Genomic DNA, 21,093 nt, shown 5'->3' with positions numbered 1-21,093 from the left:
CGCAATAATTCAGAGCTAATTCGCAATAAAGGTTATATATATGAAGATTTGTTTAGTAGCTCTCTTTGTCTTTTCTTTCTCTGTTTTTTCTTCAGATAAAGAGATTGGAAATTGTCAGTCCAAATTCTCATCAAGTAGCATTTCAGATTTAGATTTATATTTTAAAATTGTCGATTATCTTGATACTCCCCTTGTGGATAATTTGGAAAAGGTTGATATAAATAATTTTAGAAGACTGTTTTTGAAGTTAAAAAAATTGCAGTCGGAATCACCTATATTGCCAACCAAAAATCTAGTTGAAATTGAAGAGAGATTTTCTGCTTTAAATATGAAGGGTGCAAGAATTCTTATTTTTGGAGATGGAAAAAAATCACAGCAAAGATTTCTTTATAATTTAGGTCACTACACGAATGATAGTAAATTTATTCAACCTGCCTCAGATCTTCCCGAACATCAACATGATTTAATTGCTGAGGCCTTTACTTATTTTGAGAATGCGAAGGGCCCAAACGAAACGAAAGCAACGGCAGAAGGTCTTAGTAATATTTTTTCAATTCCTAAAAATGATATTCATTTTTTGAAAAATACTGGTGACAAAAACGCAAAGTTTTCAGATTTAAAGAATCTTCTCTTAAAATCTATTTCTCACAAGCTTTTTCATACAACATTTTCTTCTGCTTATGAGAACCTTCACTTTATTAATTTACCTTCTTTAGAAGACTTTGAATTAAAAAATGAAAAGATTCGAAATATCGTTGCAGGTAGTAATATCGTTATTGCTTTTTTATCAGAAGATTATCAAAGTACAATTGATGAGATGAAGAGGTTAGGTAGATATTTAAAAAAATATCCAAACAAAAAAGTATTGATCGTTTTAGGTCATAATTATTTTGAAAAAGTTCAATTATCACCTCAAGAGTATGTACAGAATGTGATTAGAGAACTGTTTCCTTACGATAAACGTAAAAATGAAATCCTAGGGGCATGGAAATTGGATAACTTTTCAAATACAACGCCTCGAGCTGTTCCGTTAAAAATTGATGATTTTCAAACACCTGAATTGAGAAAAGTATTCAATGATCTGAATAAATCAACAAGTGAATTTGATAAGCGCAGAATTGTTGATTTTTCTCACTTCTTTCGGGACAAAGTTAGAGAGGGTGCAATTAATGAAATAGTTTATAACCATAGTATCAATTTTCTTAGAACGATTATTTTAAAAATTCTATACAATGAATCCAAAAATTTAGAAGAGATATTGTTTAATGATAAAGTTTTGAAGGGAATGAAAAAAATTCTAAGAAATGAATTTGAACAAAATGTTCATTTAAAGAAACTAAATGAAGTATCCCAAAAAATTAGAGGTGCCGAAGTCACAGGAATAAATGTGAGTGCAAAAGTACTTTTAGAAGTACAAAATATAATCACAAAAAGTATTGCACGCTTCAAAAATGATGAAGAGTTTTCTTTAGAAATTGCCGAATATTTAAAAGAAATTGATGCATCTCAAAAGTATCTCTTTAAATCATTTTGGAACAGAGTTAAGTATATTAGTAAAGAAGAAATGAATGAAGAACTCAAAGAAGTTGTTAAGCTGATACAAATTGATTTATCTCGAATAAACGTAAATTTGGAAGATTCTAAAGTCGAAGCAAAGGTAAAGGGAGCGATTAGAGAATTTCAGGATACTTGGTATGGCAAAATGGTGCGAGGTTTATCGAATAAGTTTTCTCGCTCACTCACTGAAGACACTCAGAAGTTTAGAGTTGATTTAATTAGTCTTTTTGAACAAGGTTTTAAAGGTATATTCACGCAATACCCTGAGAATGAAAACCGACTCCATAAGAAAATATTTAAGCAAGTAACGAATTCAAAAATCGGAAAATTAAGTTTCCCAGTAGTGCCAAGAGTTTGCCGAGATGGTTTATACCTGGCCAGTATTGCAGGTCTGATTGGGACTATCGCTGTGATTCTTGAAGATGATCATAATCTCGACGTGTCCGGATTATCTCATCATGAGGGTGAAGAGAGTGCTACACAAAAAATGAGTGAATTAGAACCCTATCAGAAAGGGATGATCGCCGTTGCTGGAGGATATGCTCTATTTGAAACAATAAAATTTATCCAGAATGCTTCAATGAATAAACAAGTAAGTTGCAATTTAAAGCAAGGTTATAGAGATCTAGTTTTTAACTCTGGAAAGGGTTTTTTTGAGAATCAATTGACCTCAAAAATTAGTGATAAAAAAATTGAAAATACCCCGTTGTTTTCAAAACTCGTTGAAGATTCAAGTCAATTGAGTTTGCGAACTAGGAAGTTTGCAAAAGATTACAGTATTCAAAAATTTGAGCTACTTAGCGATAGATATATCACTGGAATAGAGCAAAAAATTCATGAATTTATTGAAAATAAAAAGGGTCTAATTACTCAGTCTGACCTAGATTTCGAAATTATTAAATTAATTAGATTTATGCACGAAGATCCACAAGCACTTGAAAATATAAATAATGAAGCTCAAGAAAGAAGTGAATTCATTGAAGTATCAGAAGGAGAGCTTATTGAAGAGCAATATGATAGGTCTTTCACTTGGGAAACAAAAAAATAGTTTTAGGTTGTAAATAAAAAATATGTGCATTTATAGAATTTACGCAAATGATTGATGTAAATGTTGCAATGTGCTATGTTCTGAAAGTTAAATTTTAAAAGGTGAGCTTTCATGAAATTTATTAGTTATCTAATTGTATTTCTAACATTTTCGGCCCTAGCAATAGATAATGATCTTAAGGTATGTGAATCCAAAATGACTCTGGCAAAACAGTTTGAGCAGGATATATTCCTTAGGATTCTAGATATAATTGAACTAAAAAAAAGCGAAGATGATTCAAGAATTGATTTGAATGATTTTAAAAAAATACTTGTAAATGCGCAAAATAATCAAAATACATCTAAACTATTGCCTCGTCAAAACCTTGCGGAAGTTGAAAAGCGATTAAATGCTCTAAAATTAAAGGGAGCAAAAATTCTTGTGTTTGGTGAAGGAAAAATTTCCCAGAAAAGATTTATACAAAATTTATCAGTTTATACCAGAGACACCTCTTACGGACGAGTTCTTTTTAAAACTCCATCCAATGCAAATGTTCTTACCTCATATGCGTTTACATTTTTTGAAAATTTAAGTGCAAAAAACATTCCTATGTCAGAAAGTGAATTTGGTTCCGTATTTTCAATTCCAGAGTCTGACATTTCAACAACCTTTCGTGGAGATAAGGAATTTATGTCATTCTTTGATAAGAATAAGAATGGAGGAATTTTTCCTCATTATAAACTTTATCGATCTAGCTATGCATCTAGTTTTAAAAATTTACATTTTATCAATACGCCTTCATTGAAGGACTCTAATATAAGTGAGACCGAACTAAAAAATATTGTAGATCTGAGCAATGTCGTTGTCGCATTTTTAACAAGTGATTATGCGAGAACAATGTCTGAAATGAAACTCTTAAATGCATTACTTAAAAAAAGTCACCCTAAAAAGGTTTTAGTTATTATCGAACCAAATGCATTAGCAAATAAGACTTTTACTTCTCAACAGTATGTTGACGATGTTGTAAGTGAATTGTTCACAGATATTTCTGAAACAAGAAAAAGAAATCGTATTATTGGTGCATGGGAACTTGGTAGTAATAGTACAGATTTATCGACTCCACTATCGGTTTTAGGTCAAAGCTCAGAAGAATTAGGTATAGTATTTAGAGATCTAAATAATTTAGGTAAGGATATTGAAAGAAAAAATTTAATAAATTTCACAAAATTTTTTAAAGCAAAAATAATAGATGAGACAATAAATACAGTTGTTTTGAATCATAGTATAGATCTCATGAAGACAATAATTTTAAAAATAATAAAGAATGAATCTGATGTGGCGAGTGAATTATTGTTTGATGATACTGTAATTAAAGAGCTCAATAAGGTTATTGTTAAAGAAATTGGAGAGGAATTTTATTCAAATACTGTAAAAGAGATGATCCAAAAAATTAAAGATGCGGACGTCTCTGGAGTTAATGTCGCTGCAAAAGCACTTCTAAAATTACACGAAATTATTTCTGAAAGAATGAAGAGTGCTTTGAGTAATTTAGGTAAAAATAAGAAAAGGGATGATGAAATTCTAAAAATTCTGCAAAAAAAGATCTCTTCACATCCAAAAGTTTTTTATACGTTTTGGGAAAATATAAGATATGTAACTAAAGTTGAAATCGAAACTGAACTGCAAGAAATTATTGAAAAAATACAGATTGAACTTTCTGAGTATAATATCAATTTAGAAGACAAAAAAATTAAATCAAAAATAAAGAATGCGATTAGTGAATTCCAAAGTAATTGGTATATGAATATGGCCAGATCTTTATCTGTCCAATTGACTTCTGGCATGGAGGTAGAGACTCAACAATTTAGAGATGATTTAATCGAATTTTATAAAGAAGATTACAAAGGAATTTTTTCATCTCAGTATCAGAAAAATAATATGATAAAAGAAATGACTTCAAAATCGCTACAGGATTCTGTAATTCAAAAGTACATTTTATCTGAACCAGCTAAAATATGCAGAGGAGGTGCCTTTTTTGCAACAATTGGTGGTTTGTTAGGAACAATAATTGTTTTCCTAGATGATGATATCAAAATAGATTGGGACGGACTTTTTGATACTGATGAGAAAATCGATAGATCTGAAAAAATCTCTCAAGAAATTCAAAAGTTGGCACCATATTTAAATAGTTTGGTTGCAATTACTAGCGGGTATACTTTATTCAAAACAATGGATTATATCCAGAGATTTACGGCAAAAAGACAACTGAACTGTTCCTTAAAACAGGGTTATCGCGAATTATTAAATGAATCTGGAAACAAATTCTTTGAAAAACATTTGGCCAAGAAACTTAATGAAAAGAAAATTGGAAAATCTTTTCAGCTTTTAAATAACACTAGGGAAACAAATAAACTCTATGAAAAAGTAGAAAAAGATTTTACTGGTTATAATAATGCTAAAAATCCATTTCTTGAAACATCTTATGTTGAAGATATTAGAAACAAAGTTATTGCTAGAATGCAAAGTGAGAATAAAAGCTATATGGATTTAGATGAAATTATCTTTAAAGAATTAGGTATTCCTTTCTTAAAAGTTAAAGAGGCCCATTCAGCACAAAACATAAAGAGTCTCCAAGATGAAATAGATGATGAGCTTGACGGTTTAACTGAAGAAATTCACAGTCCTTATCAGTGGTATCCAAATAGAGACTTAGATGATTGAGCGAACAATAGTTGAATAAAAAAATAGGATACATCTATTTATTGTAAATTGGTTTGTATTATATATTTGTTTACTTCTTTTGGGATACATAATTAAGCTATTTTGAAAATAATCCGAAAATTGAAATGTTAAAACATTTTCAAAGTTGGGTTATGAATACGAACATTTCATTAAAAAAGAAAATTTTTGCAGGTTTTTTTTCGGTATTGATCTTAGTTCTGATTGGAAGTTTACTCTCAATACTAAATAATTTTACAATAAGAACAGGAATAGAACTTAGTTCAATTAGGTTTAAGCAATTGTCTACTTCTTTAGAATTAAAGCAGAAGGTAACACATCTAACTCTTCAATATATGGATGCTATTATAGATGCAGAATCTGGAAAAGTTGATGAAGATATAAAAAATGCTCATAAAAATTTTTCTATCTATATAGAGAGTAACAGACAAATTCTAATTGATTCAGTTGACACAGAATTTGAGGAAAAAAATCTAAATCAAGTTCTCACTAATCTTAAAATACTTCATGATGCAGGTACTGGCCTTCTAGAAGCAATTGAAAAACGTATGGGCGAAAAAGAAATGGGTAAGTATGATGATGTAATTGATCAAATGGCCGATAAAACAACAGAGTTAATTGAAGCAAATGTTAAAAGTATCAGAAAGGAATATGAAGAATCAGCAAAAGAGTTAGAGGCCAAAAATCAAAGTACTACAGTGATACAATACGTAATTACGTTAATAATATCCCTACTAACACTTACTGGATCAATTTGGTTTTCAAATTATTTAACAATACAGCTTTCAAATATCGTAAATCTCATTACAAAAGAAGTCGATAGTGTTGATTTGGTATCAGATTCACTAGAAGAAATAAGTAATAGCTTAACAGATCTGTCATCAGAACAGGCCGCGGCCCTTCAAGAGACTTCTGTTTCGATCGATGAAATAACGACTATGGTTCAAAAAAATTCTGAAGCAACTCGCTATTCCCTTGATCAATCCAAAGTAAGCAAAAACAAAGTGATGGAAGGTCAAAAAACTATAGAAGAAATGATGGTTGCAATCAATGAAGTTGCTGAAAGCAGTGATAATGTTATCTCTGAGGTGAAAAAAAATAATACTGAAATTCAAGGAATTGTAGAGTTAATTAAAGAAATTGAACAAAAAACACAAATTATAAATGATATTGTATTTCAAACAAAACTCTTGTCATTTAATGCTTCAGTAGAGGCCGCAAGAGCCGGGGAAAACGGAAAAGGATTTGCTGTTGTGGCCGAAGAAGTTGGTAATCTTGCTCAAATGAGTGGAGAGGCAGCAACTGAAATATCTTCACTGCTTGGAAACAGTATTAATAAAGTTAATACTATAGTAAATACTTCAGCTTCTCGAATCACAAAATATACTGATAGTGGAAAAGAAAAAGTTAATTTAAGCGTCAAAATAGCTAATGACTGCAAAACTGTATTTGAAGATATTTTAAAAAATGTTGGAAATGTAAATGATAGAGTCTCTGAAATTTCAATTGCATCAAATGAACAAGCAAGTGGAACAGAAGAAATTTCTAGTGCAATTTTACAGCTCAATGGAAGTTCTGTGCAGATAACAAGTCTCTCACAAAAATCACAACAATCTTCTATCGAATTAAAACAAAGAACCCTTGCGCTAAACACTGTCGTAGAATCATTACAATTCCTTTTAAAAGGTGTAGAAGACTCAAAAATTGACTCTAGCACTCAGAAAATTGTTTCTATGAGAGATAACCAAAGCAAGCACCATTTGAAAGCTTCTTGATTTTAAAATTCAAAAATTTATTTTAAATAGATTTAGCAATGGCCATAACAGTATTATTTGGGCAATATGCACCATGTATTATCCATAGCATTTACAGATTAAAATACTATTATGTTTGGTCTTATTCAGAAATTACCTTTTCTCTTAGAACTATTCGTTAATGGTAGTTTTATTTTGCTGTACTCTCTTAACCAAAATGACAAGTTGCCCAATAGTTGGTCCCAAGAACTCATTGGTAGGGCCTTGCAAGTTGGTACCAATCTCGTTCCAATTGTATTATTCTTTGTCGTTCTTATAAACTATCTTCAAACTTCCAGTTTTGAAGAATACCTACGCAAACATGTCTTCTCTTTTGTTGTCTTCATACCAATGGTCATTTCATTTGGAGATATTCAATTTACCTTTTGGCTCTCTTCGGCCCATTTACTTTCATCTATACTAACTCTTTACGATTCAGGTGGGACTAAGAAAGTAAAAAAATATAGAACGACACTCTTTTCAGAAATTAGCTTAAGACCCGCGCAACTTGTTTTTCTTTCCTTTAGTGGAGTCATTCTCTTAGGCACTTTCTTACTTATGTTACCAGTGTCTTCATCCAAAGGTGTAACGACCCCTTTTATAGATGCTCTTTTTATGTCAACCTCGGCAACATGTGTAACAGGGCTTGCTACTTTGTCCTTGGCCGATCATTTTAGTTTGTTCGGTCAAATTATTATCCTTATCCTTATCCAAATTGGTGGGCTGTCTATTATGACTCTCTATGCCTCAATGACCATCCTACTCGGTCGAAGTATGGATATGAAAAACAGAGTTATCATGCAAGATCTTCTTGATGTCTCAAGTCTTGAAGAACTGATTGCCATGATCGTAGATATTATTAAATATACTTTTTTTATTGAACTTTGGGGTGGCATTGTTTTAACGATAGCCTTCACTTTTGAAGGATATGACTTCGGCAATGCCTTTTATTATGGTTTTTTTCATTCGGTTTCGGCCTTTTGTAATGCGGGTCTTTCTCTTTTTAATACATCTCTTGAAAACTATGCCACTAGACCCCTGATTCATGGAACAGTAGGTGCTCTGATCACTCTTGGAGGACTTGGTTTTATCGTTTTAAAGGAACTTAAGGAAGTTTTTCAACACAGAAAAAGTTTTGTTAGACTTTCACTTCACTCCAGAATTGTTCTTATCACTAGCTTTGCTCTCACCGCAGGTGGAACAATTATGATATTTTTTGGTGAGTTTCTAAACGCATTTGATTCGTACTCACTCTGGGAAAAAATTCAGGTCTCTGTTTTTCAATCAGTAACTTTAAGAACTGCAGGATTTAACACAGTTCCTCTTACCAATCTGAACACTTATACACTTTACGGAATGACCCTTTTTATGTTTATAGGGGCGAGTCCTGGTTCAACTGGTGGCGGGGTTAAGACGACTTCGTTAGCGATTTTGACACAATCAATAATTTCAACCCTAAAGGGGAGAAAATCAGTTAATCTCTTTGACCGTGTCATTCCTCCACCGATTGTCGTAAGGGCAACGGCCTTGACGTTTATATCCATTTTAATAACTAGTTTTTTCATTTTACTTCTTATGAAGTTTGAAAAAGACCAACCTTTTTTGACCATTTTTTTTGAGGTTCTAAGTGCTTCTGGTACAGTTGGATTAAGCTTGGGTATTACACCTTATCTAACGGTTGCAGGAAAATTGGGCATTGCCATTCTTATGTTTATAGGTAGGATAGGTCCACTTACACTAGTTCTGGCATTGGGCGAAGAGAAAAAAATGATTGGAATGTATAGTTATCCTGAGGGAAGGATTATGATTGGTTAATACCTGCGGAAAAAATGTCGCATTGATTCATAATCTAGAGAATAAGATAATAATGTTAAGGTATTAAAATATGATTGTAGCAGTAATAGGTCTTGGAACATTTGGGGCAAAAACAGCGATGACTCTTTTTGATAAAGGTGCTGAAGTTGTGGCCATAGATAAAGATATGGCCCTCGTTGAGCGTATTAAAGATCGAGTAACTCATGCTGTCCAGCTAGATGTAACTGAAGAGCGTTCACTTCGTTCAGTAAATATTTCAGATGTTGATACTGCAGTTGTTGCCATAGGTGATAATATTGAAATATCTATTATGGCCGTTGCGATGTTAAGAAAATTAGGAGTTGGTAGAGTTATTGCACGTGCCACCTCTATCATGCACCAGCATGTGCTCGAAGAAATTGGAGCATCTGAAATTATCAAAGTTGAAGAAGAAATGGGAGAAATCATTGCTTCCAAAATTGTAGCTCCTCACGTTTTACAAAGATATAATTTTGCAGCAGGATATTCCATTGTGGAGCTAAAGTTAGGAAAAAATTTTGAAGGGAAAACTTTAGTTGAAAGTAAAATTCGACAGAATTATTCTCTCAACATAGTAGCTCTTCAAAAACGCGTTCCTTATATCACCGAGGATGGAAAAGCGGCGTGGAGAGTAAAAATAAATGATTGTCCTATGCCAATGGACATAATAGATGCTGATGATATTGTCGTATTAGTTGGATCAGAAAAAAACTTTAATAGACTTTTTTCTGATTTAGCAGAAAATTGAGGTGAATTTTGAATTTATCGCTCAAAAATAGAGTTACATTCAGTTTTGTTACAACTAACGTTATTGTTTTTATCGTAGGATTTATTGTCTACAATTTTCTAGGCTCTTTAAATAGGGATATAGAGTCTATTGCAATGAAGTCTAATAGAGTTTCAACTTTGACAACCGAAATAAGAATTTCAGCAATTTCAATTCTTAAGAACTCAAGGAAGTTTTTGGTTAAAAATGATGAAGCAACTAAGAAAAAGCTTATCGATTTATGTGAGGATTTTACAAAGCAATTACAAACAGTTGATTCTCTTTATGTTGATCCAGAATCTAAAAAAACTGTGGGACAAATGCTCTCCTATGTGGATTCATTGAGGTTAGTTATTACCAAGGCCCTCGATTACAACCGAGACAGGGCCGGCCTAGCTTCAATATCAGAGTTTGCGGATAAAATACTTGAGGCCTTCTCGGATTTTCAACAAATTCAATACGCTCAAGCATCAGAAAGAGATGGCCAAATAAAAGATGTTATTGCCGAGATCAAAAAAAATATGATGATTACACTCATTATCGTTTTTTTAGCAACCATACTTTTTACTTTGATAATCCCTGGATCTATTGCTCTACCTTTTAAAAAGATCAAAGATGCAATTCGAGAGCTTCAAGATTGTAATTTTGACGTTTCAATTTTTTACAATCAGGATGATGAAATAGGTGAAATCGCAGAAGAGATGAACAAAATGATTCATAATTTCAAAGTTTTTGATGAACTTAGAACTGATAGAATTAATATCGAACGTAGAAAATTTGATGCCTTAGCAAACCTTACTAAAAGACCTGTTCTGGTTGCTAATGCAGATGGGAATCTCGTTTATATGAATAATATTCTTTATGATTTATTACAGGTTTCCACAGAAGATGTAATGGGTAAACCTCTTACAGATAAATTCATGCCTGAATCAATCATTCATAGTTTTGAATTGGCGGTTAAACGACGATCAAAAATTGAAAATGCAGAAGTGATCATTCCTAGATTGGATATGGAAGATTCTGAGGGGGAATCTAAAAATCAGTTTGAGGATAATTCGACCTTACCTAATGAGGTTGAAAATGATGATAAAATAGATGGTGAAGATCAAGAAAGTTCTGTTGTCCAAGAGGTCGAACCTATTTTTAAAGGATTTGCCAACGTCATTCCAATTAGAGGAAAAGAAAGTTCTTTAGATTATTATCTCATGGTTCTTTCTAGAGAAGTTTTTGCTTAAGTTTATATTTAGCTGCTATCATGTTATAAAATTTTTACATAAATAAAGTCAGTGTTTCTAGTTCATTGTTTATTTTCGGTAATTTAAAGTTCAATCATCTGAAGTGAGCATTTTCCAAAAATGATAAAGTTAATGCAATAGTTCATTATGCATGTTACAGCAAAACTCTAATCACATTTTCATAGGATTTACAAAATCATTTTGGGAGATATATTTTGAAAATATTATTTATGTTAAGTTTTTTGGGAATAATACTTACTACAGGTCATTCAGCAGAAAAAGAATACCTAAACTCTATAAATAAAATGAGTAAAAAGATAGCTGAATTAGAGAAAGACGGTGAGTCTCTAAACCTATCTCAAGCTCAAGAATATTTGGAACAAATTCTCAAATTTAATAATGAAATTGTAACTGATTATGAAACAATTGATTTACTTCTCACTGTCATATTTCCAAGACTTGCACAAGCAATAAATAATGAGCAAACGTTTGAAGATTTTCAGTTAGAAACTCTAAAAGAATTCACTTAAAAGATCATGGCCTTAATCAAGAAATAGATTATTAAAGATTTAACTGCTCGTAATTCACGATCATTTTCAACCAGGTTTGATAAATTAAAAAGGAAGTATAAATCTCTCCTGCGCTCTTATATGTCTGAACATTATAAAGTAAAATCTGCTGTTCTGGACAGATCTCAAGTTAGGGTTGAGGACCTGTTTTAAGGATATATAGATCTACATCCTTGCTAAAGATTATGAATTATATGGGTGATGCGATGAGTTATGCGCTTTGTTTAGACTCTTTTTTATCATTCGACTACATATTCTACCTAGTGTATATACGGGGAATGGATCAAAAATTTATAAGAAACTTTTCAATCATTGCTCATATTGACCACGGTAAATCTACCCTTGCTGACAGGCTTATAGAGGAATGTAATGCTGTCACAGATAGAGAAAAAAAAGATCGCCTTCTAGACAATATGGATTTAGAAAAAGAGAGAGGGATCACTATTAAGGCCCAAACTGTTCGTATCGAATATAAGGCCAATGATGGAAATACCTATCAATTAAATCTTATTGATACCCCTGGACACGTCGATTTTACTTATGAAGTCAGTCGTTCTTTAGCATCTTGTGATGGAGCTTTACTGGTTGTGGATGCTTCGCAGGGAGTTGAAGCTCAAACTCTGGCAAACGTTTACATGGCCATCGAAAATGATCTTGAAATTGTTCCTGTAATAAACAAAATTGATCTTCCACATGCCGATGCCAAAAAAGTCAAAGATGAAATTGAAGAAATCATTGGTATTGAAGCTCAAGAGGCCAATGAAGTTTCTGCCAAAAGTGGAATTGGCATAAAAGATTTACTTGAAACAATTGTTCAAAGAATTCCCTGTCCAAAAGGTAAACCAGATAACAATTTACAAGCTCTCATCTTTGACTCTTGGTTTGATACTTACCAAGGTGTCGTTATTTTAATTAGAGTCGTAGAAGGAACGCTAAAGAAAAGAGAAAAAATATATCTTAAACACTCTGAACAACAATATGAAGTTTTAAAACTGGCAGTAAATAATCCTTTTTTTACAGAAGTAAATGAGTTCACTGCAGGTGAAGTTGGTATGGTTATTTGTGGAATAAAAAACATAAGAGATGTATCAATTGGAGATACAATTGTTCATGCAAGTAAGAAGGATACTCCGAAACTGGCCGGTTACCAAGAAATTAAACCCATGGTTTTTTGTGGGATATTTCCCGTTGATAGTACTGAGTATGAAGCATTAAAAGAATCATTGGAAAAACTTGCTTTAAACGATTCATCTTTTACTTATGAACCAGAAACTTCTACTGCTCTTGGATTCGGTTTTAGATGTGGATTTTTAGGTCTTTTGCACATGAATATCATTCAAGAAAGACTTGAGCGAGAATTCGATATGAATCTTATCTCTACTGCACCGTCAGTTGGTTATAAGGTGAAAACTGTAAAGGGTGAAGAAATAGAAGTTGATAATCCCTCTGAACTTCCAGATATGGCCTTAGTCGAAAAAATTATGGAACCCTACGTAGTTCTCTCCATACATGTTCCAAATGAATATGTTGGGAAAATTATTACTCTTTGTACGGAACGTAGAGGAATACAAATTGAAATTAAATATATTACAACAGATAGGGTACAAGTGATCTATAACCTTCCCTTAAGTGAGATGGTTTTCGATTTTTATGACAAATTAAAAGGTATGACTAAAGGTTATGCTTCAATGGACTATGAGTTTAATGGGTATCAAGAAAGTGATTTGGTAAAGCTTGATATCTTACTGAATGGAGACCCAGTCGATGCTCTTTCTATTATCACCCATAGAACAACAGCTCAGTTTAAAGGACGAGATCTGACTCAAAAACTACAAAAAATTATCGATAGGCAACAGTTTGACATTGCAATACAGGCCGCAATTGGTTCAAAGGTTTTGGCCAGAGAGACGGTGAAGGCCCTAAGGAAGAATGTTCTTGCTAAATGTTATGGGGGAGATATTTCAAGAAAGAGAAAACTTCTTGAAAAACAAAAGGCCGGAAAGAAAAGAATGAAAATGGTTGGAAATGTAGAAATACCACAGGAAGCATTTTTAGCTGTTCTTAAGGTTGATGATTAAGATCATACTTTGAAAAATGTTCTAAAATGGTCGGACAAATACATGTCAAATCATTTTTTATTTTGAATAGTCAAAAAAATTTAAATATGAATTACACACAGATTAAAATTTTCTTGGCTGGACAATTTTGAAGATTCGGAAGAGAATTTATAAACCTATGTACGATGAAATACAAAAACATTTAGAAACTGCACTTCATAAGTTTTCAACAGATGAATTCTACAATCTTCTTTTAGAGGCCAAGAATGATTACTTTTCATTTACAGGAAAAGTGAATGAGGATGATGAAGACTATGAAACTCGAATGAATCTTTTTAATGACTGGTATCTTCTGCAGTTTTCTTCTCGCAATGATGAGGAAGTCGTTATTGAAAAATATATCAAAGATTCAGGGCTTGAAGAAAATCTTGCAATGAGTTTTCGTAGTGTCAATTACTCGATATTTGAATTCACTGGCAAAAATATAAGAGGCCAATATTCTTTCAAGGATATTCTCCATGACAAAAAGGTTTCCTTAGATAAGGAACATCCAAAACCAACTTTGGTAAAGGGTGATATATTTACTGGAAGAATCTTATCAATTGATAATAAGAATTATCTTTTACCCGGAATGTGTTTAGTTCCTAGCGAGATCAAACCTTCTCTTAAAAAGGAATCTAAAAAAGTACGCAACATGAATAATAAAGATGAAGAGATAAAGTTTTTGTTCAAAATCGAATCACTTAAAACAAAGTGGCTACGATATGGACATATTGATGTGAATAAAATATTTGTCTTTTAATATTTATTTGCAGACCGTGACAGAATGAACACGTTGATCCTCTTCTAATTCATAAGAAAGTCTTATACAGTTTTCGTCTTTTGATGAAATTTTGATTTCACCAAAAACACCATCGCTTTCATTAATTAATTTGCGATTTCCCTCAACTTCTACGACCCCACCTTTTTGAGTAAATGAATTTTTATAATTTTCTGGATCTTTTTGAGTAAAGGTATAGGACTTATCTGATCTAATTATAAGTGTGTATTCAAGTTTGTAATACGTTCCTGATAAGTTTTGATTTAAAAACGTCTTGAAATCAATTGTTTTAAAGTTTGATTCTGAAATAATTTCACCACAAGAAGTCGCAATAATAATAGTTAATAATGAAATCAAGTATTTCATTTTTTTCTCCAAGCTGAAAGTAAGACCCTTCCTTTGAGTAGGGAGGGCCAACAAACATAAATAGAAGAAGAATGATGTCTTTACTTACATATCCTTTATAATAATCTCTGCAAAATTGGTACCACTTCAATGCTCAGTAAGTATTTACATTTCAAAAACTTAGGCCGTCCAAAAATTTGATACCGATTTTTTTGTGAAAAAAAAATAGACAGCTGTCTTTACTTTAATTTTGAAGTTTGAGCTAAGTCTCTTTAAATATGTAGGGAATATTTAATACCATTTTGGCACAAATATTGCTCCAGAACCTACATACAATTTTCAACTAAAGGGTCAAACCGGGAGTAATTATGAAAATGAAAAAATTATTAGCATGTCTTTTTGTTTTAAGTGCAATTTTAGGAACATCATGTGGTGTTAAAAAATCAACGAAATCTAAGGGAACTGAAACCAGTACAAAATTTGCTTCTGAAGTATCATTTAAAGAATTTATCGAAACAAATAATTCCGTATTTAAAGGGCATGATTCATTTGGAATTGATATCTTTTTGTATTTTGAAGGTCAAAATTCTGATGTTGTAACTTTGGAAGTGAGACCAGAAAATGGAGAAACTCCTGTCTTTATTAGAGGAAAATATTTGTTTTCAAATGAAAAAGTTGACCTTATTGAGGGACAAAAAACATCAGATGGTTCTAGTGTTGGAAACTTTGGTGTGATTTCTGGATATAATGGCGACAGTTGTTTTATCTTGACTGTGTCTAATGAAACTCCAGTTTCAATGTGTCGTACTCAAATCTAAATTATATTTACAAGTTTAACTGATTTTTAAGGGCCATTTATATTAAGTGGCCCTTTTTTCATACTAGCTAACTGAATGTTCAAGCTCATCTGCCTCATGTAATGTATGTCTTTTTCCGGCCATAAGATAAGGGATGATTCCTAAAATGTTGATTGTGAAGTAGCCAATGAAAAAAAGATTGAATAATGAAGCGCCATTTGTAATTCCATAATGGCCAAAAAGAGTATTAAAAATGGCGTGCCCTACACCGACTCCGGCCGGAGAAATGGGAATCGCAATGGCAACAAGACCTAGAGGGACAAAGGTAAAAGCATATTTCAAAGAAAGAGGTTGGTTAAAAAATGGGGAGGCCAGAACCCAGAACGCCATAATGTTACTAGTCTGAGCGACAGCACTTATAAAAATATTTTGCAAGACAAGCCTTTTTGATTTTCCAAATATCCACACTTGAGTAAGTGTGTAACTACCGCGATTTCCAATAATAGGAATTTTTTTTACAAGTTCTAAAATGATGGTTTGAATTTTCTTCGGGACAAATAATAAGCAAACAAAAGTAACCATACCCGCAAATATGAGAAGATTAAGGTATACGATCGTTTTTAACTTAGGGTCAATATTTACAATATCGTTATAAAAAATAAGGCTAGAAAAACCTAATATAAAAAGTAAACCCATGAGTCCGATCACTCGATCCATAAAGACTGACATTAAAAGAAATGTTTTTGAAAAACCTCTATCTAGATCTTTAGCGTACAGTAGTTTTATTAAATCTCCAGTCACGGCCCCTGGTAAGACAGCACTAAAGAAAAGTCCAATCCAAGTGAGTCTTGAAATATCCGAAAGTGAGAATTTTTTATCAGTTCCAGTGTGCAGGAGAGAGCGCCAACGAATTATTCCCATGGTGATACCTAGAAGAATGAGAGCATAACCCATAATCCAATTCTCTGGACTGGCCCAGGATTTTTTGATGAGTGAAAAATCAAGGTCACCTTTTTGAAATAACCAATATAGAATCGCAGCAGCAAACAGAAATTTAATGATAGTTTTTATCATTGGTCCAACTCTTTATTTTTTTGTGAATAATAAGCAAAAGAATATTTCATAAATTGAGAATGAGCAGCATTTATAGCGATAACAAGACCTTCTTTTCCATCCAGTATCCCACCTTTTAAAAGAAAACATTCTAAAAATTTCCAGAAGGGGCGAATGAGCATTGTGACAAAGAATGGATCTTTTAATTTTTTGGCACCTAGTTTTGCATATTTTAAGTTCGTCTCAATTTGTGAATCTACACTTGGAAATGAGTAATGATTAAGATGTCCACCAAGTCTATGAAAATTACTTATAAACTCACCGCTCAATTCTTCATGCACATGAGGTGAACTCCATGATGCTTTTTCCCTATGGTACAATCTTGACAAAATATCAGGGTACCAGCCGCCGTGATATATCCATTTTCCACAAAATTGTGTTCTTCTTTGAAAACGATAAACAGTTGAAGGGTCTAAAGATAATTTTTTAATCTCGCGGGCCAACTCGTCACTAATTTCTTCATCTGCATCTATACTTAATATCCAATCATTTGATGATTGCTCTGCGGCAAAATTCTTTTGTTGTCCATATCCCAAAAACGCCTGAAAGATAACTTTTGCTCCAAGCTTTCTTGCAATATCTACAGTTCGATCTGAACTATAACTATCAATGACAACGACTTCATCGCAGAAATTTACAGAATGAATAGCACGCTCAATGTTTTTCTCTTCATTGAAAGTGATAATGGTGGCAGTAATCTTCATCAGGATGTATATTACATACCTTTAACACCCATTTAAAGGAAAAAATGAGGAGAATCTATGAGAGTTTCTGTGATTGGCACTGGTTATGTTGGACTCGTCTCTGGCACGTGTTTTGCTGAGATTGGACATCGTGTTACCTGTATCGATATAGATCAAGTTAAAATTGAAAAGCTTAGATCAGGAAAGTCTCCAATTTATGAACCTGGACTGAATGATCTTCTTGAGAGAAATATAAAATCTGAAAGATTGGATTTTTCTGCAGGCAATGATTCAATAAATGAATCAGATGTAATATTTCTGGCAGTGGGTACACCATCAAATAATGATGGAACTGCGAATTTAAAATATTTATATGAAGCAACAGAAAATATTGCTCCCCATCTTAAAGAAGATGCGGTTGTTGTCATCAAATCTACAGTTCCTGTACATACATCTACAAAACTAAAAACATTTTTAGATGGATTGGTTTCAGTACGCTACCATCTTGTGAATAACCCTGAATTTTTGAAAGAGGGAAGTGCAATTGATGATTTCATGAGACCCGACAGAGTCATTATTGGGAGTAACGATCCATTTGCAGAAAAAGCAATGGATGAGCTTTATGCACCACTTGTAATGCAAGGTAACCCAATATTTCACATGTCAAATCTCTCTGCCGAAGTAAGCAAATATGCAGCGAACTGCTACCTTGCAACGAAGATTTCATTTATTAATGAGATGGCAAAACTTTGTGATCTCGTTGGAGCAGATATTGAAGAAGTGAGAAAGGGGATCTCATCAGATAAAAGAATCGGTGGTCATTTTCTATATCCAGGGCCTGGTTATGGAGGTTCTTGTTTTCCAAAAGATGTAAAGGCCCTAGTTGCAACCGCAAAAGAAAGTGATCTTGATTTGAAAGTTGTGAATGCCTCAGAAGAAGTGAACAAAGTTCAAAAAACTTATATGTTTGAAAAAATGAAAAAGCATTTTAATGGAAATCTTAAAGGCAAAACATTTGCTTTTTGGGGAGTAGCATTCAAAGCAAATACAGATGATATACGTGAAACCGCTGCGATTGATATGGCCAGGGCATTAGTTTCAGAGGGTGCTCATGTTAATTTTTACGATCCAGTGGCCGATAGAAATTTCGAGGCCTATGTAGAATCAAGTGAGCAACTTTCAGGAAATTGTACATCCTTTTCTAAGATGTATGATTGTATTAGAGATACTGATGGACTAGTTACTATCACAGAATGGAGAGAGTTTAAAAATCCTGATTTTAAAATGATTAAAAATTTGTTGAAAGAAAAAGTTGTATTCGACGCAAGAAATCTTTTTCCAACAGATAAGGTTCTTGCAGAGGGACTTGATTACTATGCTATTGGTAAACTCATAAAAAAATGAAATTAGCATTAATACAATTAACATCAACAGATAATTCAAAAAATAACATTCAAAAAATTGAAAAATTTTTAGAACAAAATTGTACTCAAGAAAAACCAGCTAAATATATCTTTCTACCAGAATGTTTTTATGCTCTTTCTAATGGTAGAGATTTAGTGAACGATGTTGTATCAGAAAATAATGAACACATGCAAAATATCGTTAATCTTGCAAAAAAATATAAAGTTTACCTACTTGGTGGATCTGTTGTTTTTGAAGATTCAAATAAGAAAATCAAAAACCGCGCCTTGTTCATTGATGATAATGGAAAACTCATTGGGTATTACGATAAAAGAAAGCTTTTTAAATGTAATTTAAAAGAAAGAATTGTAGATGAGGGGCGAATATTTTCAAAAGGAAACTCTGAATCAGTCGTAGAAATCAACGAGCTAAAAATTGGCGCAAATATTTGTTTTGATCTAAGGTACCCTGAATTTTTTCAATCATATAGGAAAAAAAATTGCAATTTAATGACTGTTGCTTCTGCATTCACTGTTCCAACGGGAAAAGCACATTGGGAGACACTATTAAGGGCCAGAGCAATAGAGACTCAATCTTTTATCGTTGCAAGTGCTCAGTGGGGACAAAATCATACTTCAGTTTCAACATATGGCCATTCTTTAGTGATTTCTCCATGGGGAGAAGTACTACTAAACCTAGAAGAAGGTGAGAAAATTGGTTATGTTGATATCGACTTATCTCTTATTTCAGAAATAAAATCTAAAATTGTATTAGACTAAAATTTTTCTTTTCAAAAAGATTCTATGTCTTCTAATCTAAATACTGTCTCTGATCGAGAGTTAATTTCATGTCCTACTAGATCTTTCTCCCAATACATATATTCACTGTGAACGTTTACAATACTTGGACCAAAATAACCTGCGTAGGGAGCATAGGTAATTGTAATATAAATGGGTTCATCATCATCAAAAGTATTTGGAAAGGTTTGAGATAAATACTTACCCGCTATCCTATCTGTTTCCATCAACCATCTCCGATGAGAATTATAAACTTTTAATTTAAAAGTAATCGTTTCTATTTCATGGTTGTAACCATAATTGTAAACGTAAAATGATCTCGAACCTAAATAGGGAATAAGATCATTTCCTTTTAAAATACTTATGATTTCAACTCGTTTAATTTGAGCACTATTTGGTAAGAAGTCCTGCTGTAGATGTTGGGGAAAAAATCTAAAGAGTACTTTTCTTATAATACTTTCGACAGGGTTTTCTTGATCGAGGCGATCAAAAAAAGAAAGATCTAGTTCATGTTTTGGCAACTTTGTGGGGATCGCTATTCTTCTGGCATCCATTGAATATTCATACTCAAATTTTTTAAGTATATAGTCATTAATTTCATCTTTTAAAGCACTATCATCGGCATCTTCAATTTCAAAAGATTCGAGCCTTTTTAGATCAAAATTATCTTCATCATAAAAATCTCTACTACCGCTGAAGGCATATGCTGAATAAATGAATAAAAAACTAAAAAAAATACCCTTCATTAAAAAGCTCCATTTTTATTAAAGAGTTCAGTTTAATAAATTTGTTATTGAATATCCATAAAGATGTAAAATCTATATGTTATGTAAATTATTGTGAAGATTTAAATGTTTTGCGTTGAGATGCGATGTGTTTATTATTCCTCGATGGCCATTTTATTTTTTTGACGCTAGATGATTTATTCTCAAAATGGTGGTTTATGAAGTTAGGTAGAAGAGGAAATCGGGGAGACCGATGTATAAATTGTAAAATTTTTAAAGAGCACTGTTTTTGTGATGAAATTAATAAATGTCATATCAACACAAAAATTTCAGTCATCATGCACAGAAGGGAGAGATTTCTAACTTCTAATACTGTAAATTTAGCAAAACTATCTTTAGACAATGTCGAAGTCCATATTCATGGACACGAAGATCAACAAATTGAAGTCAAAAATTTGATTTCTGAAAATTATGAGAATGTATACCTTTTTCCTGATGAAGAGAGTATCAAACTTGATGAATTTATCGCCAATTGTGAAAAACCCGTAAATATAATCGTTCCAGATGGATCTTGGAGACAGGCCAGAAAAATCAAAAGGAGATTATTTGGAAGTTTAAATTTACCATCTGTTAAAATAGACTCTCAAAAATCAAATTATCTCTTAAGGACTTCACCTTTTGAAGGAGCCTTGTGCACCTTTGAAGCGATTATGTATGCATTAAAAGTTTGTGAAAGTGAAAGAGTCTTTAAAGATTTAAGTCAAAACTTTGATTTATTCAATAATAGATTCTACAATTCAAGAAAGAGTTTTTTTAAAAATTAATAAGGAACT

The 21,093-nt window shown here is 32.4% G+C and carries 17 protein-coding genes; 13 read left to right on the top strand and 4 right to left on the bottom strand.

Annotated elements, in window-relative coordinates; translation table 11 throughout:
• Positions 1 to 40 precede the first annotated feature (40 nt).
• The 9 genes from H6622_01085 (at position 41) to H6622_01045 (ending at position 14,378) form a co-directional block, all read left to right on the top strand.
• Positions 41 to 2,605, top strand: a complete 2,565-nt coding sequence (locus H6622_01085; GenBank protein ID MCB9060099.1) for a hypothetical protein — start codon at positions 41 to 43, stop codon at positions 2,603 to 2,605.
• Positions 2,606 to 2,716: 111 nt separating this feature from the next.
• Positions 2,717 to 5,305 (top strand): hypothetical protein, encoded by a 2,589-nt coding sequence (locus H6622_01080; protein MCB9060098.1) that lies wholly within the window; start codon positions 2,717 to 2,719, stop codon positions 5,303 to 5,305.
• A gap of 152 nt (positions 5,306 to 5,457) precedes the next feature.
• Positions 5,458 to 7,098, top strand: a complete 1,641-nt coding sequence (locus tag H6622_01075; GenBank protein MCB9060097.1) for a hypothetical protein — start codon at positions 5,458 to 5,460, stop codon at positions 7,096 to 7,098.
• Between the two features lie 111 nt (positions 7,099 to 7,209).
• Positions 7,210 to 8,931, top strand: a complete 1,722-nt coding sequence (locus tag H6622_01070) for a Trk family potassium uptake protein (protein ID MCB9060096.1) — start codon at positions 7,210 to 7,212, stop codon at positions 8,929 to 8,931.
• Between the two features lie 70 nt (positions 8,932 to 9,001).
• Positions 9,002 to 9,697: a TrkA family potassium uptake protein gene (locus H6622_01065; protein MCB9060095.1), complete on the top strand. Its 696-nt coding sequence runs from the start codon at positions 9,002 to 9,004 to the stop codon at positions 9,695 to 9,697.
• 8 nt (positions 9,698 to 9,705) lie between these two features.
• Positions 9,706 to 10,950 carry a hypothetical protein gene (locus H6622_01060; protein MCB9060094.1) on the top strand — a complete coding sequence of 415 codons (1,245 nt, stop codon included), beginning with the start codon at positions 9,706 to 9,708 and terminating at the stop codon, positions 10,948 to 10,950.
• Positions 10,951 to 11,165: 215 nt separating this feature from the next.
• Positions 11,166 to 11,480: a hypothetical protein gene (locus H6622_01055; GenBank protein ID MCB9060093.1), complete on the top strand. Its 315-nt coding sequence runs from the start codon at positions 11,166 to 11,168 to the stop codon at positions 11,478 to 11,480.
• 317 nt (positions 11,481 to 11,797) lie between these two features.
• Positions 11,798 to 13,597: an elongation factor 4 gene (gene lepA, locus H6622_01050; GenBank protein MCB9060092.1), complete on the top strand. Its 1,800-nt coding sequence runs from the start codon at positions 11,798 to 11,800 to the stop codon at positions 13,595 to 13,597.
• A 157-nt stretch (positions 13,598 to 13,754) separates the two neighbouring features.
• Positions 13,755 to 14,378 carry a hypothetical protein gene (locus H6622_01045; GenBank protein ID MCB9060091.1) on the top strand — a complete coding sequence of 208 codons (624 nt, stop codon included), beginning with the start codon at positions 13,755 to 13,757 and terminating at the stop codon, positions 14,376 to 14,378.
• A 3-nt stretch (positions 14,379 to 14,381) separates the two neighbouring features.
• Here the strand turns inward: H6622_01045 and H6622_01040 are convergent, their stop codons facing one another.
• Positions 14,382 to 14,762, bottom strand: a complete 381-nt coding sequence (locus tag H6622_01040) for a hypothetical protein (GenBank protein MCB9060090.1) — start codon at positions 14,760 to 14,762, stop codon at positions 14,382 to 14,384.
• Between the two features lie 347 nt (positions 14,763 to 15,109).
• On the opposite strand from H6622_01040, the gene H6622_01035 reads away from it, so the two are divergent.
• Positions 15,110 to 15,559, top strand: a complete 450-nt coding sequence (locus H6622_01035; GenBank protein ID MCB9060089.1) for a hypothetical protein — start codon at positions 15,110 to 15,112, stop codon at positions 15,557 to 15,559.
• Positions 15,560 to 15,622: 63 nt separating this feature from the next.
• Here the strand turns inward: H6622_01035 and H6622_01030 are convergent, their stop codons facing one another.
• Both H6622_01030 and H6622_01025 read right to left on the bottom strand, forming a co-directional pair.
• Entirely contained in the window at positions 15,623 to 16,612 is a 990-nt protein-coding gene (locus tag H6622_01030) for a flippase-like domain-containing protein (GenBank protein ID MCB9060088.1), read from the bottom strand.
• A complete protein-coding gene (locus H6622_01025) occupies positions 16,609 to 17,355 on the bottom strand; it encodes a glycosyltransferase family 2 protein (GenBank protein ID MCB9060087.1) in 747 nt (248 codons plus the stop codon). The genes H6622_01030 and H6622_01025 overlap by 4 nt, the downstream gene beginning before the upstream one ends.
• A gap of 57 nt (positions 17,356 to 17,412) precedes the next feature.
• Between H6622_01025 and H6622_01020 the strand changes: the two genes are divergently transcribed.
• On the top strand, positions 17,413 to 18,738 hold the full coding sequence (locus tag H6622_01020; GenBank protein ID MCB9060086.1) for a UDP-glucose/GDP-mannose dehydrogenase family protein: 1,326 nt from the start codon (positions 17,413 to 17,415) through the stop codon (positions 18,736 to 18,738).
• A complete protein-coding gene (locus H6622_01015; GenBank protein ID MCB9060085.1) occupies positions 18,735 to 19,517 on the top strand; it encodes a hypothetical protein in 783 nt (260 codons plus the stop codon). Before H6622_01020 ends, H6622_01015 begins: the two co-directional genes overlap by 4 nt.
• A gap of 11 nt (positions 19,518 to 19,528) precedes the next feature.
• On the opposite strand, the gene H6622_01010 is transcribed toward H6622_01015, so the two are convergent.
• Positions 19,529 to 20,281, bottom strand: coding sequence for a hypothetical protein (locus tag H6622_01010; protein ID MCB9060084.1), 753 nt, complete (start codon positions 20,279 to 20,281; stop codon positions 19,529 to 19,531).
• A 125-nt stretch (positions 20,282 to 20,406) separates the two neighbouring features.
• Between H6622_01010 and H6622_01005 the strand changes: the two genes are divergently transcribed.
• Positions 20,407 to 21,084 carry a DTW domain-containing protein gene (locus H6622_01005; GenBank protein ID MCB9060083.1) on the top strand — a complete coding sequence of 226 codons (678 nt, stop codon included), beginning with the start codon at positions 20,407 to 20,409 and terminating at the stop codon, positions 21,082 to 21,084.
• Positions 21,085 to 21,093 lie beyond the last annotated feature (9 nt).

The organism is Halobacteriovoraceae bacterium, from assembly GCA_020635115.1.
In the GTDB taxonomy this organism is placed as follows: Bacteria; Bdellovibrionota; Bacteriovoracia; order Bacteriovoracales; family Bacteriovoracaceae; genus JACKAK01.
Note: the sequence above shows the minus strand (reverse complement) of the source record. Positions and strands in the feature narration are given on the sequence as shown.